The sequence below is a fragment of the Devosia submarina genome (genome assembly GCF_003056345.1).
In the GTDB taxonomy this organism is placed as follows: Bacteria; Pseudomonadota; Alphaproteobacteria; order Rhizobiales; family Devosiaceae; genus Devosia; species Devosia submarina.
Genome location: NZ_PYWB01000002.1, coordinates 226,035 through 241,874 on the forward strand (window position 1 = coordinate 226,035; position 15,840 = coordinate 241,874).

Annotated in this window: 18 protein-coding genes; 10 read left to right on the forward strand and 8 right to left on the reverse strand. The window is 62.2% G+C overall.

From position 1 onward, the window contains the following. Nucleotides 1-3: 3 nt before the first annotated feature. From nirD to DDE77_RS03670, 6 genes are all read left to right on the forward strand, one after another. Nucleotides 4-336 (forward strand): nitrite reductase small subunit NirD, encoded by a 333-nt coding sequence (gene nirD / locus DDE77_RS03645; protein WP_108396276.1) that lies wholly within the window; start codon nt 4-6, stop codon nt 334-336. A gap of 5 nt (nt 337-341) precedes the next feature. Then, nucleotides 342-2,975 (forward strand): nitrate reductase, encoded by a 2,634-nt coding sequence (locus DDE77_RS03650; RefSeq protein WP_108396277.1) that lies wholly within the window; start codon nt 342-344, stop codon nt 2,973-2,975. A 298-nt stretch (nt 2,976-3,273) separates the two neighbouring features. Continuing rightward, nucleotides 3,274-4,155, forward strand: a complete 882-nt coding sequence (locus DDE77_RS03655; RefSeq protein WP_108396078.1) for a hypothetical protein — start codon at nt 3,274-3,276, stop codon at nt 4,153-4,155. Further along, on the forward strand, nt 4,155-4,571 hold the full coding sequence (locus DDE77_RS03660) for a phage holin family protein (protein WP_108396079.1): 417 nt from the start codon (nt 4,155-4,157) through the stop codon (nt 4,569-4,571). The genes DDE77_RS03655 and DDE77_RS03660 overlap by 1 nt, the downstream gene beginning before the upstream one ends. Beyond that, the gene (locus tag DDE77_RS03665; protein WP_108396080.1) at nt 4,571-5,797 is read left to right on the forward strand and encodes a DUF3618 domain-containing protein; all 1,227 of its coding nucleotides are present in this window, start codon (nt 4,571-4,573) and stop codon (nt 5,795-5,797) included. The genes DDE77_RS03660 and DDE77_RS03665 overlap by 1 nt, the downstream gene beginning before the upstream one ends. Nucleotides 5,798-5,854: 57 nt before the next feature. Beyond that, nucleotides 5,855-6,973: a YihY/virulence factor BrkB family protein gene (locus DDE77_RS03670; protein WP_245895071.1), complete on the forward strand. Its 1,119-nt coding sequence runs from the start codon at nt 5,855-5,857 to the stop codon at nt 6,971-6,973. Nucleotides 6,974-6,985: 12 nt separating this feature from the next. Here DDE77_RS03670 and DDE77_RS03675 read toward each other — a convergent pair whose 3' ends face one another. From DDE77_RS03675 to DDE77_RS03695, 5 genes are all read right to left on the reverse strand, one after another. Further along, nucleotides 6,986-7,195: a hypothetical protein gene (locus tag DDE77_RS03675; RefSeq protein ID WP_108396081.1), complete on the reverse strand. Its 210-nt coding sequence runs from the start codon at nt 7,193-7,195 to the stop codon at nt 6,986-6,988. Then, entirely contained in the window at nt 7,192-7,401 is a 210-nt protein-coding gene (locus DDE77_RS03680; RefSeq protein ID WP_108396082.1) for a hypothetical protein, read from the reverse strand. The genes DDE77_RS03675 and DDE77_RS03680 overlap by 4 nt, the downstream gene beginning before the upstream one ends. Then, nucleotides 7,398-7,577, reverse strand: a complete 180-nt coding sequence (locus DDE77_RS03685; protein WP_108396083.1) for a DUF3606 domain-containing protein — start codon at nt 7,575-7,577, stop codon at nt 7,398-7,400. Before DDE77_RS03685 ends, DDE77_RS03680 begins: the two co-directional genes overlap by 4 nt. Nucleotides 7,578-7,608: 31 nt before the next feature. After that, entirely contained in the window at nt 7,609-10,899 is a 3,291-nt protein-coding gene (mfd, locus tag DDE77_RS03690; RefSeq protein ID WP_108396084.1) for a transcription-repair coupling factor, read from the reverse strand. Nucleotides 10,900-11,010: 111 nt separating this feature from the next. After that, nucleotides 11,011-11,247, reverse strand: coding sequence for a hypothetical protein (locus tag DDE77_RS03695; protein WP_108396085.1), 237 nt, complete (start codon nt 11,245-11,247; stop codon nt 11,011-11,013). 137 nt (nt 11,248-11,384) lie between these two features. Here DDE77_RS03695 and DDE77_RS03700 point away from each other — a divergent pair, with 137 nt between their 5' ends. From DDE77_RS03700 to DDE77_RS03710, 3 genes are all read left to right on the forward strand, one after another. Further along, complete coding sequence (locus tag DDE77_RS03700) at nt 11,385-11,585, forward strand: hypothetical protein (RefSeq protein WP_108396086.1); 201 nt, start codon at nt 11,385-11,387, stop codon at nt 11,583-11,585. Between the two features lie 133 nt (nt 11,586-11,718). Beyond that, nucleotides 11,719-12,069, forward strand: coding sequence for an SPW repeat domain-containing protein (locus DDE77_RS03705; protein WP_108396087.1), 351 nt, complete (start codon nt 11,719-11,721; stop codon nt 12,067-12,069). A gap of 141 nt (nt 12,070-12,210) precedes the next feature. Then, nucleotides 12,211-13,173 (forward strand): Tim44 domain-containing protein, encoded by a 963-nt coding sequence (locus DDE77_RS03710; RefSeq protein ID WP_108396088.1) that lies wholly within the window; start codon nt 12,211-12,213, stop codon nt 13,171-13,173. A 19-nt stretch (nt 13,174-13,192) separates the two neighbouring features. On the opposite strand, the gene DDE77_RS03715 is transcribed toward DDE77_RS03710, so the two are convergent. The 3 genes from DDE77_RS03715 to DDE77_RS03725 all read right to left on the reverse strand — a co-directional run bounded on the left by DDE77_RS03715 (nt 13,193) and on the right by DDE77_RS03725 (nt 15,396). After that, complete coding sequence (locus DDE77_RS03715; RefSeq protein ID WP_108396279.1) at nt 13,193-14,554, reverse strand: cytochrome P450; 1,362 nt, start codon at nt 14,552-14,554, stop codon at nt 13,193-13,195. Between the two features lie 83 nt (nt 14,555-14,637). After that, entirely contained in the window at nt 14,638-14,967 is a 330-nt protein-coding gene (locus DDE77_RS03720) for a response regulator (protein WP_245895072.1), read from the reverse strand. 114 nt (nt 14,968-15,081) lie between these two features. Next, nucleotides 15,082-15,396: a hypothetical protein gene (locus tag DDE77_RS03725; protein ID WP_108396090.1), complete on the reverse strand. Its 315-nt coding sequence runs from the start codon at nt 15,394-15,396 to the stop codon at nt 15,082-15,084. Between the two features lie 164 nt (nt 15,397-15,560). Here DDE77_RS03725 and DDE77_RS03730 point away from each other — a divergent pair, with 164 nt between their 5' ends. Continuing rightward, nucleotides 15,561-15,833, forward strand: a complete 273-nt coding sequence (locus tag DDE77_RS03730) for a DUF2312 domain-containing protein (RefSeq protein WP_108396091.1) — start codon at nt 15,561-15,563, stop codon at nt 15,831-15,833. The last annotated feature ends 7 nt before the right edge of the window (nt 15,834-15,840 follow it).

Here is a 15,840-nt window from a genome sequence, read left to right on the forward strand (position 1 = left end):
GGCATGACCGATTGGATCGAAATTGGCACAGTCCAGGCCATTCCCCGGCGTGGAGCGCGATGCGTCAGCGTGCCGGGTGGCAAGATCGCGGTGTTCCGCACGCAGGAAGACCAGATCTTTGCCATCGAGAACCGTTGCCCGCATCGCAATGGGCCGTTGAGCGAAGGGATTGTGCATGGCGGGTCGGTGACGTGCCCGCTGCACAATTGGGTGTTTGACCTCGCAACCGGGAAGGCTCTGGGAGCCGATGAGGGAGAGGTCAGGACCTATCCTATCGATGTGGTGGATGGGCGCATATTCCTTGCCGCCGATCTGGTAGCGGTGGCGGCGGAATGAACCAGATGGCTGCTGGCAACACTGTGCGCACCACCTGTCCCTATTGCGGGGTGGGATGTGGCGTGTTGGCGACGCCGCAGGCGGATGGTTCGGTCGCCATTGCGGGTGATCCCGATCATCCGGCCAATTGGGGGCGGCTGTGTTCCAAGGGATCGGCGCTGGGGGAAACGCTCTCGCTCAAGGGGCGGCTGCTTTATCCCGAGATTGGGGGCAAGCGGGCGGGCTGGGACAAGGCGCTGGATTTGGTGGCGCAAAAATTCAGCCAGGCCATCGCGGAGCATGGACCCAATTCGGTGGCCTTTTATGGCTCGGGGCAATTGCTGACGGAAGACTATTACGTCGCCAACAAGCTGATGAAGGGGTTCATCGGCTCGGGGAATATGGACACCAATTCCCGGCTTTGCATGGCGTCCAGTGTAGCAGGACACAAGCGGGCGTTTGGGTCCGATACGGTGCCGGGGAACTATGAGGATCTCGAGCTGGCGGATCTGATCGTGCTGGTGGGGTCCAATCTCGGATGGTGTCATCCGGTGCTGTATCAGCGGATTGCCAAGGCCAAGGGGGAGCGGCCCGAGATGCGGGTGGTGCTCATTGATCCGCGGCGGACCAATACAGCCGACATTGCCGATCTGCATCTGCCGATCCAGTCGGACGGGGATGGGGCGCTGTTTGTAGGGCTGCTGCGCTTTCTGGAACAGAATGGGCGGGCGGACGAGCGGTTTGTGCGGGAGCATACGAGCGGGCTGGGGGCGGCGCTGGATATTGCCGAGGACTGGCCGGTAAGCCGGGTTGCGGAGGCGACGGGAGTGCCAGAGGCATCGGTGCGCCAGTTCTACGAATGGTTTGCCGGAACGGAGAAAACCGTCACCTTGTTCTCCCAAGGAGTGAACCAGTCGGCGTCCGGCACGGACAAGGTCAATGCCATTATCAATTGCCATTTGCTGACGGGGCGCATTGGGCGGCCGGGCATGGGGCCGTTTTCGGTGACGGGACAGCCCAATGCAATGGGCGGGCGCGAAGTGGGCGGGCTTGCCAATATGCTGGCAGCGCATATGGATTACACGCCCGAGGCGATCGAGCGGGTTGGGCGGTTCTGGGGAAGCGATCGGCTCGCGCGGGAGCCGGGGCTCAAGGCGGTTGATCTCTTTCGGGCCATGGCGCGGGGGGAGATCAAGGCTCTCTGGATCATGGCAACCAATCCGGTGGATTCCATGCCGGAAGCCGATCTGGTGCGCGAGGCGCTAGGGCAATGCCCGTTCGTGGTGGTGTCGGATATGTCGGCTGAGACCGATACATGCATCGTAGCCGATGTTCGGCTGCCGGCAGCGGGTTGGGGCGAAAAGGACGGAACCGTCACCAATTCGGAGCGGCGGATTTCGCGCCAGCGGCCGTTTTTGCCGCTGCCCAGCGAAGCGCGGCCAGATTGGTGGATCATCACGGAGGTCGCCAAGCGGATGGGGTTTGGCGCGGCATTTGATTACGCCGGGCCCAAGCAGATCTTTGCCGAGCATGTGGCGCTGTCCGCATTCGAAAATGGGGGCACGCGGGATTTCGACCTCTCTGGCCTGCAGGATGTCGACTACCACCAGTTGAAGCCCGTGCAATGGCCGGTGTGTCATAAGCCGACAGCGCGCATGTTTGCGGATGGACGGTTCTATACCGCTGACGGCAAGGCGCAGTTCGTGCCGGTGTGCCCGCCGCCGCCCTTCGTGCCAGCGCCGGGGCAGTTCGTGCTCAATACGGGCCGGGTGCGCGACCATTGGCACACCATGACGCGGACGGGCAAGGCGGCGCGGCTTTCGGCGCATTATGCCGAGCCATTTGTGGAAATCCATCCCAATGATGCGCGTGTGTTGGGCATTGGGCGGGCGACGCTGGTGCGGGTGAGCAGCAGGCATGGTCAGGCCGTGTTGCGGGCGCTGGTAACGGATAGGCAAAGGCATGGGCAATTGTTTGCGCCCATGCACTGGACGGACCAGTTTGCCTCTTGCGGGCGGATCGATGCGCTGGTCGCGGGAAAGGTCGACCCGCAATCGCACCAGCCGGCGCTCAAGATGGCGCTGGTGCATGCCGAGCCGTTTCGGGTTGCGCTTTATGGATTTTTCGTCTCACGCACGCGGCCGCTCCTATCGGGGTTGGCCTACTGGGCCCTTGCGGAAGCTGTGGGCGGTGTGCGGGGCGAGATTGCCCTGGCGCAAGAGCCGGCGGATTGGCTAGGCTGGGCGCGGGCCATGTTTGGCGTGGGTGCCGATGCCGAGTTGATCAGCGTTCGCGATGCGCAGTCTGGCCGGCGCAGCATGGCGCTGGTGGAGGGTGGCAGGCTCGTCTTTGCGCTTTACCTGTCGCCCGATCCGGTGCTGGTGTCGCGGCAATGGGCGGTGGATCTGCTTGCAGCAGAACAGGTCTCAGGCGCCAGGGTTTTGGCGGGGCGGCCAGGTACCGACATGCCGGATAGCGGCGCAATTGTGTGCGCGTGCTTTGGCGTGGGCGTTAACACGATCGCGGCGGCAGTGACTGGCCAGGGCTGCACAACAGTGGAAGCGGTGGGAGCCTGCACGCGGGCGGGGACCAATTGCGGCTCGTGCCGTGCGGAGATCCGGGGCATCATCGAGGCGCATCGTCTCCAAGCCGCAGAGTAGCGGTTAAGCGGCCTAGGCTCCGCTTGCTTTTTGCCTCCACGCAAGGGTGTGGGTGGAACGGAGTTTGCCCGCAATCATTGACCTCTTGCCCAATGCTGGCGATCGGACGATCGGTTCGAAGAGGCTGAAGGCCAAAGATGCGCCTGCGCTTGCCAAGCGCTGGGCAGCCCTGACTTGCACCCTTTGTGCAAGTCTTTGATCTCAATCACTTTTCGCGGAACTTACGACCTATTGTGGCCGTTGGACGAGCAACTTGCAACCGCAAGGATTGCTTATTCCGCCTTGGAGGATTTTCCAGATGAGCACCGATGACTCGACGAACTTGCCAGGCGACGCTTCTGGCACCTCGACTTCCCAGATCCAGGACCGTGCCAAGCAGGACCTGAGCAGCGCCACTGAAACCGCCAAGCGCGATTTGGGCAATGCTACCGAAACCGCCAAGCACGAACTGGATGCCGCTGCCCAGAAAGCCGCCGCCGAAGTTGCGCGCCTGAAGGAGCAGGCTGGCCAGCAGATTCATGATGCAACGGACAAGGCCAAGAGCTTTGCCTCGGAGCAGAAGAATTTTGCCGCCGGACAGATCACGGGCGTTGCCTCGGCGATCGACAAGGTTGCCGATGAACTCGAGGGGAGCGACCAGCAGATGGTTGCGCGCTATGCCCGCGACATTGCATCGGGCTTGTCCCGCTTCGGCACCAATGTGCAGAACAAGGAAGTGGACGACCTGGTGGGCATGGCGCAGAATTTTGGGCGTAGCCAGCCGCTTGCCTTCCTTGGAGCCGCGGCCCTCGCCGGCTTTGTCGCGAGCCGCTTCGCTCTCGCATCGGCCAAGCGCCGGGAACCCGGCACCGGTCAGTATTCGGGCAGCCAGGCCAACAATTACACCGGCAATTCCACTGCCTATGGGTCGGGTTCGACCGGCGGCTATGGCGGCGGCTCGAACTATGGCACGGGCTCATCCACCGTTTCGGGCTATGGCGCAACCTCGTCCACCGGTACGGGCTATAGCTCCACCAGTGCGGGCAACACCCCAGGCACCGCCAGTTCCTCGGCCAGCACGACTGGTGGCACCGGTTCCACCGGCTATGGTTCGGGATCGTCCAGCACCAGCCCATCGGGCAATGGATCGAGCACGCCATCCACCTTTTCCAGCAGTTCAAATCCGTCGGGAGATAAATGATGTCTCAGGTTAATGAAGGCCGGCCTCTGGCCGAACTGCTGGGCGGGCTCGCCAGCGATATATCGAATTTGTTTCGCAAGGAAATCCAGCTTGCCAAGGCTGAAGCCTCCGAAAAGCTGTCCCAGACCATTGGCGGCGTGATTTCCCTCGTGATCGGGGCCGTCCTGGCCCTGGGCGCCCTGGGTGTGTTGCTGAGCGCAATCGTATCACTCCTGGCCTCGTTCTTTGTGAATCAGGGCATGGACCCAGCCATGTCCAACGCGATTGCCGCCGGCATTGTGACCATTGTGGTCGGCATCATTGCGTACATCTTTGTCAATCGAGGTCTTAGCGCCCTCAAGGCGAGCAACCTCAATCTGAACCGGACCACGGCGTCCCTTAGCCGCGATGCCGACATTGTTAAGGAGAGGCTCTAATGGCTCACGATAACGACTCCAAAAGCGCGGCCGAACTCCAGCGTGAAATAGAACTGCAGCGCTCGCGCGTCGAAGACACGATCGACCAGATCCAGCAAAAGCTGTCGCCTGGGCAGATGGTGGACGAGCTGCTTGCCTATACCAAGGGTGGTGGCGGCGAATTCATCTCGACCCTGCAGCGCCAGGTTACGGCCAATCCCCTCCCGGTCGCCCTGCTCGGCGTGAGCCTGGCCTGGCTGATGGCCAAGCCCGGCAGCACGAACAAGGACAGCAGCGTCAGCTATAGCAGCCCTGCCCCAGCCCCTGCTCCGGTTCGCTACACGGATCGGGAATGGGACGAAAGCATCAGCACCAATCGTGGCTATACGGCCGGTGCGGGCGATGACTACGACTATGACGACGATTATCAATACGAGGACATCGACTACCCGGTGACCACGGTTTCGGGTTCGGTGCGTCGCACCGGCTATTCGACCGACGAGGGCGGCAATCGCTTCAGCCACTTTGTTGACGATGCCGGCAAGAAGTTCCGCGCCGCAACCGATGCCCAGGGTCGTCGTGCCGGTCACTTCATCGACGATGCAGGCAACCGGTTCAAGGGCTTCACCGATAGCGCCGGTGGCACCATCCAGCAGATCCGCGATGAAGCGGGCAATCTGCTGGACGAAGCCAGCAATTGGGCTTCGCACACCTGGAGAATGGTTCGCCGCCGCATGCACGATGCACGTGACACAGCTGGACGTGGCATTGGCGGTGGTCGGCACCATGCCGGGCGGGCCGGGGCTGCGGTGCAACACCAGTTCGGCAATCTCAATGATACGCTGATCCACCAGTTCCGTGACCAGCCCCTGGTCGGTGGCGCTTTAGCCTTCGCCCTTGGCGCTGCACTAGGCTCCGCCCTGCCTCATACCGAGCAGGAAGACGCCTTGCTGGGTGAAGCAGCCGACAATGTAAAGGGCATGGCGAGCGAGCAGGCTGCGGGTCTTTATGAGCAGGGCCGGCAGAAGACAACCGAGCTCTATGAGACCGCCAGCTCTAAGGCCGGCGAGATCCTGAACCAGGCCAAGGACGGCTTGTCGGGCGTGACGGAGGGCGGCTCGGGTTCGAGCGGCTCTGGCTCAAGCAGCTCAGGCACGAGCGGCTCGAGCGCGGGCAGCTCCGGAGTAGGCAGCTCAACCTCAGGGGGTAGTTCAACCCAGGGTGGCAGTTCCACCATCGCCGGATAAGCAAAAGCGTTTACGACGGGAGGCTGACGCCTCCCGTTTTTCTTTCAGAGTGCCATCATGGTCAGCCACGGCGACGAAATGCAGGCCCGGCAGCGCGGACGGGGACGCGAAGCCGATGCTCCCTCCGAAATACCCGCTCCCGGTTGGAAAGACATAGTTTGGCGGCTTTATCGCTCGATCAGCGAGGATCACATCCTGCTGACGGCAGCGGGCGTTACCTTTTATGCGTTGCTGGCGCTGGTGCCGAGCTTGTCGGCCTTTGTGTCGATCTATGGCCTGTTCAATGATACAGCCAGCGTGCTGGACCAGGTCGAGCTGCTGCGCGGCGTCGTGCCCGGCAGCGTTCTGGAAATTCTGACGGACCAGTTGACGCGGCTGACCGCCCAAAGCACCGAGCAGCTTGGGCTCAATTTGATCTTTTCGCTCGCCATTGTCCTTTGGAGCGCCAGTGCGGCGGCGAGGGCCATGTTCGAGGCGATGAACGTCGCCTATCATGAAACGGAGCGGCGCTCGTTTTTCGTGTTCAATGGCCTGGCCCTTCTGTTCACCCTGATGGGTGCCATAGCGGCCGTTCTGGTGTTGGCGGTGGTTCTGGTGTTGCCGGCTTTGCTGGCGCTGCTGCCGTTTGGCACCGGGCTTGAGTGGACCGTGCGCGTCGCCAGCTACATTGCCATGCTGGTGGTGATCGCGCTAGCGATCTCGGCGCTTTATCGCTGGGGCCCGAGCCGGGAACAGGCCAAATGGCGGTGGATCACGCCGGGGGCGGTTTTCTCGGTGGTGGTGCTGGGCATCACCTCGGTGACATTTTCCTGGTATGTCAGCAATTTCGGCAATAATGACGCGACCTATGGCTCTCTGAGCGCAGTGATCGGCCTCATGACATGGCTCTGGATCTCGACGACGCTGGTGATTTTAGGCGCGGAGATCAATTCGGAAATCGAGCATCAGACAGCGCGCGATTCAACCATTGGCGAAGAAGCGCCGCTTGGCGAGCGCGGCGCCCATATGGCCGATCATGTGGGGCGGGTCTGGCCCCCTGCGCGGGATAAGGTGGAGCAGCAGGTCATGGCACAGGCGTCTGCAAGGCGGGAGCGCAAGCCGTTTTCGTTTGGGGCCCTGCTGTTTGCAGCGCCAGCGGCCCTAGCATTGAGCAAGTTCAAGCGGCCCAAGAGCTGAGGTCTGATAAAGCTATTTCGGCACCAGCGCCGCGTCGAGCGCGGGGGTGACGCCGTTGGGATCGTCGGGCAAGGCGATATAGCCCTGCGCCATGAGCCAATCGCGGATGATGACATTGACGGCGTCATCATAGCTCATCTTGCCCCTGGGCGGTTCATTGCGCTCGGCAATAAAGCCTTCAAGCCCGTCCAGGAGCTCGTCTTCGACCGTGACCGAAATCATTTGGGCCTGGAGCCCTGCGATTGCGGACGTGGCGGGGATTTGCCGTTGTGCGCATAGCTATTGGGGCCGACCTCATGGGCATCGGGCGGGTTGGCGCCGCCGGGATGAGGAATCTTGTCGTATTCTTCTTCGGTTGCGGGATGCGGATCGGCTACGTCCCTGGTTTTGGATGTGCCTTCCCCGGTTGGAAGCCCTTCCTTTTTCATTTGTTTTCCAATCTTTGTTCGACCTTGCCGCGGCTGTTGCCTTCTGCCTTGACCGCCTCGCGGACTTCGTCGGGTGATGTTCCGGTCTTTTTGGCTTCGTAGCGGACTTCATAGTCCTGCCCGCCAGCCACCCGGGCGCGATCCTGCGCGCGGCCGCGCGATGTGTGTTGTGCCATCTCTGTGCTCCTCCGTTCGGGGCGCTGGGGATCAATGCGGCGTTCGGGAAGTAGTTGCCTGGCTTCCCAGCGCCAGAAGGCTCCTGAGTTCGGCCAGCACATCGTCCGTGCCGTTGCGGTCGGCAGTGAGGCGGTCGTTGCTGGGGCGGAGGCGATTGCCGGAAAGGTTGATGAGTTTTTTGGTGTCTGCCGTTTCGCCGAGGGTCAGGGCCAGGGCCTTGGGACCAGCGTCGATGCGCGTAATGCCAAGCGATGCGGCCTCGAAGGCGAGGCTGGTGAGGGCAAGAAGGGATTGGACGGGCTCGGGCGGTTCGCCGAAGCGGTCTTCCAGCTCGTCGGCAAAGCTTTCGATGTCCTCCGGCTTCTGGAGGCGCTGGAGGCGCGCATAAAGATTGATGCGGACCACCGCCTCGGGAACATAGTCGGCGGGGATAAAGGCGGGGAGGCCAAGATTGAGCTGGGCAGGTTCAAGCGCCTGGAGTGTTTCGCCCTTGGCAGCGGCAAGGGCGCGTTCCAGCATCTGCTGATAAAGGCCGGCGCCGATCAGGTGGACATGGCCGGCCTGGTCCTCGCCCAAAAGGTCGCCAGCGCCCCGCAGCTCAAGATCACGCGCGGCGATCTCGAAGCCCGAGCCAAGCCGGTCGAGGGTCTGCAGGGTTGCCAGGCGAGCGCGGGTTGCTTCGGCAATTTCCGCATCAGGCTCGAGGAGGAGATAGCAAAAGCCCTGGGCACGGCCGCGACCGACACGCCCGCGCAGCTGATGGAGCTGGGAAAGACCAAAGCGGTCGGCATGCCAGATCAGCATGGTATTGGCCTGGGGAACGTCCAGGCCGCTTTCGATGATGTTGGTAGCCAGCAGAATATCCCCTTGCCCATTGGCGAAATCGAGGAGAGCCGTGTCGATCTGCCTGGCGCCGAGATCGCCATGGGCGGTGATGACCGAAAGTTCTGGGACGATGCGGCCCAGCTCCTCCTCCAGGCCCGCAATGTCTTCGATGCGCGGCACCACAACAAAGCTTTGTCCGCCGCGGCGCTTTTCGCGCAGCAATGCGGTGCGGGCGGTTGCGGCATCATAGGGAGCAAGGGAAGTGCGCACCGGGCGGCGGCGGGCTGGCGGGGTGGCGATGACGCTGACGTCCTGCAGGCCGACCATGGCGGATTGCAGGGTGCGGGGAATGGGCGTTGCGCTCATGGAGAGGAGATGGACATCCTTGCCTAGTTCCTCGAGTTGGCACTTGAGTTTGGCGCCGAAGCGCTGCTCCTCGTCGATAATGACCAGGCCGAGTTCGGGTAGTTCCACATCCGCGGCGGCTATGGCGTGGGTGGCAATCACGATACGGATTTCGCCTGTGCGCAGGCCAGCCTTGACCTTGTCGGCTTCCGCCGGAGTGTTGAGGCGGGAGAGATGGCCGATGGTGATGCCGGTGCCCGCAAAGCGGCGTTCGAAGCTTTGCCCATGCTGGCGGGCAAGCACGGTGGTGGGCGCGACGAGTGCCACCTGTCCGCCGCTCAGGGCGACGGCTGCGGCGGCGCGCAGGGCCACTTCGGTTTTGCCGAAGCCCACATCGCCGCACACAAGACGATTCATGGGATGGCTGGAGGCAAGGTCCTCGAGCACCGCGTTGATAGCGGCGGATTGGTCGGGCGTGGGCGTGAAGGGGAAGCGTGCGGTGAAGCGCTTGTAGTCGGCTGCACTGGGCTTGAACACGGCCGCCTTGGCCTTGATGCGCTCGGCCGCGAGGGCGGCGAGAGCCTTGGCGGCCTCGTCGATCTCGGCACTAACTTCGGCCCGCTTCTTGCTCCATTTATCACTGTCGAGGCGGTCGAGCTTGACGGCGTCGACTTCGGCGCCATAGCGCCACAGCTTGCCGAAATCGCCCACCGGCACCATGAGTGTATCATCGCCGTGGTAGCGGAGGCGGATGGTGTCCTGCTCAGTGCCTTCGGTTTCGATGTGGGTGAGGTCCTCCAGCACGCCGACGCCATGCTCTTCATGCACGACAACATCGCCCACGCGCAGCTCGGTCGGAGCCGAAAGGGATTGTACACTTGTGTGGCCCGGAGCGGCGGCGCCGTCGAAGACGTCGGTGGCGGCGATAGCTGTCAGCTTTGCGGTGCGGTCGGTGAAGCCTTGGCTTAGCTGGTAGTCGGCAAGCCAGATGCCGGGACTGGAAGGCAACTCTCCAGGGGTTTCGAGCTCTTCGCCCTCGAGCCTGCTGCGTCGCAGGATGGATCGGAGGCGGCGTTGCCTATCCTGGTTGCCGGACAGGAGGATGGAATAGCCTTCGGCTTGTTGCTCGGTGATGAAGCGGACCATGGCGCCGCCAGGATTGGGCTCGGCAGAAAAGAGCGGCACGGGGGCGAGTTCGTCGCGATCAACAGGCAGGGGCTTGTGCGCCTTGAGGATGGCGGACCATTCCTTGGCGTCGATATAATGGGCCCAGGCGGAAGCACTGACGGCTTCTTCGCTGAGGCTCCTTGCGGTGGCATGTGCCTCCTCGATTTGCTCGACCAGGGAAGCGATACGCTCCTCGACCTGCTCGCCCAATACGAGCTTGGCTTTGGGTAGATAGCTGAAAAGGGTTTGGAGCGTGTCGTAGAAGCCGGCGAGGTGATGCTCATCGCCGGGCTCGCGCGTTTCGGCTGAGGTGATGAGCTCGGATGCGGGGCGCAGGATCAGCTCTGCGAGCTCGTCGGTGGAGCGCTGCGTGGCCGGATCGAAGCGCATCATGGATTCGATGACGCCGTCTGCGTCGGTTATGCGCACGGGCGTCTCGGCGTTGGCGGGGAAGATGTCGACAACGTTGCCAAGAAGGGCCAGCTCGCCCGGCTCGTCCACCCGTTCGTCGGCGATATAGCCAGTGCGCTGGGCAAAGGCAGCAAGCTTATCGCGGTCGAGGGGCTGGCCGGTTTCGAGCTTGAGGATTTCGCCGGCAATGGCGTCGGGAGGGGGCAGGCGCTGCAGAGCCGCGTCCGGCGAGGTGATCAGGACACGAAGCGCCTTGCCGCCTTCACGCAGCCTTTGCAGCACGGCCATGCGCTGGCCCATGATTTCGCGGGAGGGCGCTGCGCGATCAAAGGGCAGGCAATCCCAAGCCGGGAAATAGAGTACGTCCAGGTTGGGTGCGAAGCTTTGCAGGGCCTGAGCGGTTTGCTCGGCGCGACGGTCGCTGGAAGCGATGAAAATGAGATCGGTTCTGGCCTTGCCCAAGGCTTGCGCGAGGCGAAAGGCGATGGCGGATGGCGGCGCCTGGCGAATGGACGGGGTGGCCAGCGCCTCCGCTTCGGCAGGATGGAGGGCAGCCGGAGCGGGCATGGTCATTCAGCAAGTCCAGAAGGAAAGAACAAGGCAAGGGCGGCAAGCTTGTCGCCGCAGCGGCAAACTGGTCTGCGCAAGGAAAGCCGCAGAAGCGGCTTAGCTTATGTTGTACGGCTAACGGTCGGTTACCTTGGTATAAAGGCGGACCATGTTGAGCGGCTGGCCGCTGTGCTGCCAATACACACGGGCCGCGAGATCGCGCTTGCTGCCACTGCGGATCAATCGCAATCCCAAGGCTTCACGCGCGGCATCTTCAGGGGTTCGGGCGCCCTCGATGATGATGTCGCCCGCTTTGTTTGCGTCTTCGCGCAGATCTACTACTCGATAGGCCAGGGTCATTGAATTGGTCATCTTGGTCTGATTGCTTGACCAGAGGTTAATGCCTGCTCGACGGTAACAGTTGCGCATAAAGGCCGGCGATCAGGCGATTTGATCCGGAACTCCTCGCGAGGACCGGGGATTAAGACGGTCCAACAGAGGAGAGCCTCATGAGCAAGACCGATCGCCAGCAGGAACAGCTGAAGCATGTAAGCGGTGGCGGACAAACGCCCGGCACCAATTGGGGAACAACCCCAGGCGAAGCCACCAATAGCGAGGGGCAGAAGAAAACCGTGCCCCATACCCAGCGCGGCAACAACGAGCCAGGCCAAGATGGCGACGACATGACGCCGATCGAAACCGACGAATAGCCGGGTGCCGAGGGGCCGATCGCGGTCGGCCCCTGCCCGGCGCATTGCATAGGGCAAGGCTGGAACATTCGCTCCTGTTCGAGATTGGTTTTTCGGTGAATTCGAACCGAGCCGCTGGCTCAAGGAGCAGTTGATGATCCCTACCCGTGTTCATGGCATAATAGACTATGTTGTTGGCGCCCTGCTTATCCTTGCCCCGTTCCTGCTTGGCTTTGCCGATGGGAGGGCAGCCCAGTGGACACCCATCATCCTTGGGCTAAGTGCACTGGTTTACAGCCTTCTGACCAGATACGAGCTCAGCGTCGTCAAGGCCATTCCCATGCCGGTGCATTTGGGGCTCGATATTGCGAGCGGGCTCTTGTTGCTGGCCTCGCCATGGCTGTTCGGCTTTGCCGATCGCGTCTGGCTGCCCCATGTGGTGGTGGGCCTTGCGGAAGTAGTTATTGCGGCTTTGACCCAGCGCCAGCCACGCGCAGTGCACTAGGTCCAAAGGCCGCTACGGGGTCGGGAACTGGCACGAGGCGGAAGCTCGTCGGTCCCATGTTGCACGGCTTCAAAAGCCTCTATGAATGCTTTCGGGGCGTTCCTATATATGCCCCGATATTGATCGGAAGGAAATTTGCCCATGTTTGCCTCGAGGGGCTTTCGCCTAGCCAGTTTATTTGCCTGCGTCTTCATGACCATGTCGATGGTTACGGTGGATCAGGCAGAAGCACGTCGCGGCGGCAGCTTCGGCAGCCGGGGCTCGCGCACCTTCCAGACCGCACCGGCGACCCCGACCTCGCCGAACGTGACGGCACCGGTGCAGCGCAGCACGACACCGGCGCAGCCGAGCAGCGCAACGCCGCGCGCCAATACTGCCCAGACGCGGCAGAATTCGTTTCTGGGCGGGTTCGGCGGGTCGCTGATGCGTGGCCTGTTCCTGGGTGGCCTGCTTGGGCTCTTGTTCGGCGGGGGCCTTGGTGGCTTTGCGGGCTTCCTTGGCCTGATCGTACAGCTGCTGCTGATCTTTTTCGTTGTTCGCCTGGTCATGGGCTTCATGGCGCGGCGTTCAGCGCACGCCACGGCTGGCGGCCCGCCCCTGGATGGCAACAACTTCTCTTTTGCGCGAGAAAGCGCGGCGCCTCGGCAGGCGCAGGGGAGCGGCTATGGCTCACGCTCCAGCAAGCCGCGCAGCCCTGACGAGATCGGCACGACGCAACAGGACCTTGACCGGTTCGAAGAGCTGCTGCGCGAAGTGCAGGACGCCTATGGGCGCGAGGATTACGAAACGATCCGCCGCGTCGCGACGCCTGAAATGATGTCCTACCTTTCCGAGGAACTGGGGCAGAATGCGTCCAACGGCCTGCGCAACGAAGTGTCCGATGTCCACCTGCTGCAGGGCGATGTCAGCGAAAGCTGGCGCGAAGGCAGCAAGGATTATGCAACGGCGGCCATGCGCTACTCGTCGATCGATGTGACCCGCGAGCGGGCCAGCGGCCAGGTGGTGAGCGGCGACGCTGAGCGCCCAAGCGAAACAACTGAGCTCTGGACGTTTGTTCGCGAGCGTGGCGGCGACTGGAAGTTGTCGGCTATCCAGGAAGCTTAAGAAGTCTTGCGGCGTGGGATCAATGAAGGTCCCGCGCTGTGACCCGCAGGCGCACGCCAGTGTCCGGACGTACCGTCATGGACATGGTGGGCGTTGGTAGCGGATGTGGCCCGGGTGCGAAGTGAAAGCGTGCCAGAAGGGTCGACAGAATGATCTGTGCCTGCATCATGGCGAAGTTTGCCCCCACACAAACACGCGGCCCTGCCCCGAACGGCAAATAGCTGTAGCGATCCCGGCGCTTGCTCTTTTCATCAGCGAAACGATCGGGGCGGAAGCTGTTGGGCTCCTCCCAAAGCAGCTGATGGCGGTGAAGGGCATAAAGGGGCAAGAAGATCACGTCATTGGGCTCGATGCGCCGGCCACCCAATGTGTCGGCAGCCCGCACCTCGCGTGCGAGCAGACCCACGGGCGGGTAAAGGCGCATGGCTTCTTCCAGGATCTGCCGCGAAAGCGGCATGCGATCGAGCTGGTCGGCTTGCGCTGCTTGCTTGCCGAGGACGGCACGGGCTTCCCGGTGCGCCTGTTCCTGCCAGTCGGGACTAAGGGCCAGGAGTTGCAAAGCCCAGCTCAGGGCCAAGGCCGTGGTTTCGTGGCCGGCAACGATAAAGAACTGCATGTTGTGAAGCAGGTCCTGCGGCGACATGGTGCGGCCGGTTTCAGGGTCCTTGGCGTTGAGCATGAAATCAAGGAGATCGTCGGCCTTTCCGCTGGATTGCTTGCGGCGCGCGTCGATCGCCCTGGCGACCATGTCGTGCATGGTGCGGACGGCGCCGAGCCCCAGCAATTCGCCGGGGCGAGGAATCCAGGACGGCACGCGCAGGAAATCGAGCAGCGAGGCTTTGCCGGCGGTTTCAAAATAACGCAGGATCGCGGCGGCATAAACGGCGGAGTCGAAGTGCTCGCGGCCCGAAAGAGCGACCTCGCAGATGACATCGAACGTGGCGGTGAGCATTTCGCCGACCATTTCGGCGTGCGAGCCCGCTTCGTGGAGGCGCTGCGCGGCGCGCTCGGCAGTGGCGGTCATTACCGGGGCAAGCGCAACTACATTGCGCTGGGCAAAGACCGGGGCGACGGAGCGGCGCTGCCAGCGCCAGTCAGGACCTTCGGAGGTGAAAAGGCTTTCCCCCACTGCCGGGCGGAGCATGCGCAGCATGACTTCGGATTTGGGGTAGTTTTCTGAATTGTCGAGAAAGATGCGCCGGAGGGCAACCGGATCCTGCACCATGTGCCAGCGCGCGCCCATGCGGCCTGAAACAATGGGCTGTGAATAGGCGATGGCCGGGATGATCTCGAGCACATTGCGGCGGGCAGCTCGAACCGATTGGAGGATCGAGAGGGGCTTGCGATGAGGCTCGATATGGGGCGGGTGGATCTGGGACAAGGTTCTGGCTGCTGTTGGCGGGCGGAACGGCAGAGTATGGCCAGCGCCGAACCAGCCCAAGCCACAACAGTGTGAAAGGTTTTCTAGCCGAACAGGGCCGTCATCAGGGTTTCGAACTCAACCCGCTTGTCGCACAGTTTGATATGGCTAAGGCGCGGCGGGATTATCGCTGGCTCGTAGCCGGTGAGAAACACGAAGGGAATGGAGCGGCTGACAAGGGCGTCGGCCAGGGGGAAAACCATTTCGCCTTGCAGATTGATGTCGAGGATAGCGCCATCGAGATGTTGCGTGCTGCCCAGCAGCACCATGGCCTTGCCTAGATTGCCCTCTGGACCGACTACTTCCAGGCCTGCCTGCTCCAGCTGGCGCAGGAGTTCCTCGACAATGAAAAAGTCATCCTCGACTACAAGCAAGCGGCGCCCCTTTAGCGAGGCCAGCACGTCACCCATTCCGTTAAACCTTTGTGTACTTTAGAGGAAAGCAGAGCAATGGGCGCCAGCCCCGTCCGCTCCGTGCTCCTTAAGGCCTCAGCGCCCAAAGGGCAATCTGGTTCGCACCCAGCGCCATGATCGCTCGATCCAGCTCAGCATGCGCGTCGTTGGGCGCTGCAGAAAGGGCACATCGATGGCCAGAAGCATCAGGCCGACTGGCAGCATCCACATGCCAAGCAGGGGCAGGATGCTGAAGACGCTGCCGATCACCAGCAGAACGCCTATGGGGATTCGCACCATGCGGTGGCTGGGTTGGCGTAGCCAGGCAAGCCAGCCGGTTGCAAGGTCGGGTAGTTGCGTTTCAATCCGGTCGAGCTGGCGCTCTAGCTTTCGCCTATCCTTTTCGGACATGGCTTTCACTCCACCAATGGGAACGGAAACGCCCGGCGGGAAACCCTGTTCCGTTTGGCCCGCTCCGGATTGCCATGGGGAAAACCCTGGTTTGCCGGTTCTCTTTACCAGCTGGAAACCATCGGCTTTGATTATGCGCTGGCTGTTTTCACCAAGGAGAAACCATGAGCGACGTGGGTATTGCCGGCGGACGGATCCGCTCTTTTGTTGAGCGGATCGAGCACATCGAGGCCGAGATTGCCGAGCTCAACGAGGGCAAAAAGGAAGTGTTTGCCGAAGCCAAGGGCGAAGGCTTCGACATCAAGATCATCAAGGAAATCATCAAGCTGCGCAAACAGGACGAAAACGAGCGCGACGAGCACGAGACCTTGCTGGATCTTTATATGCGCGCCATGGACAATTCGGAGCCGGAAGAGGCTGAAGCCAAGGCGGCGTAGTTTTGCA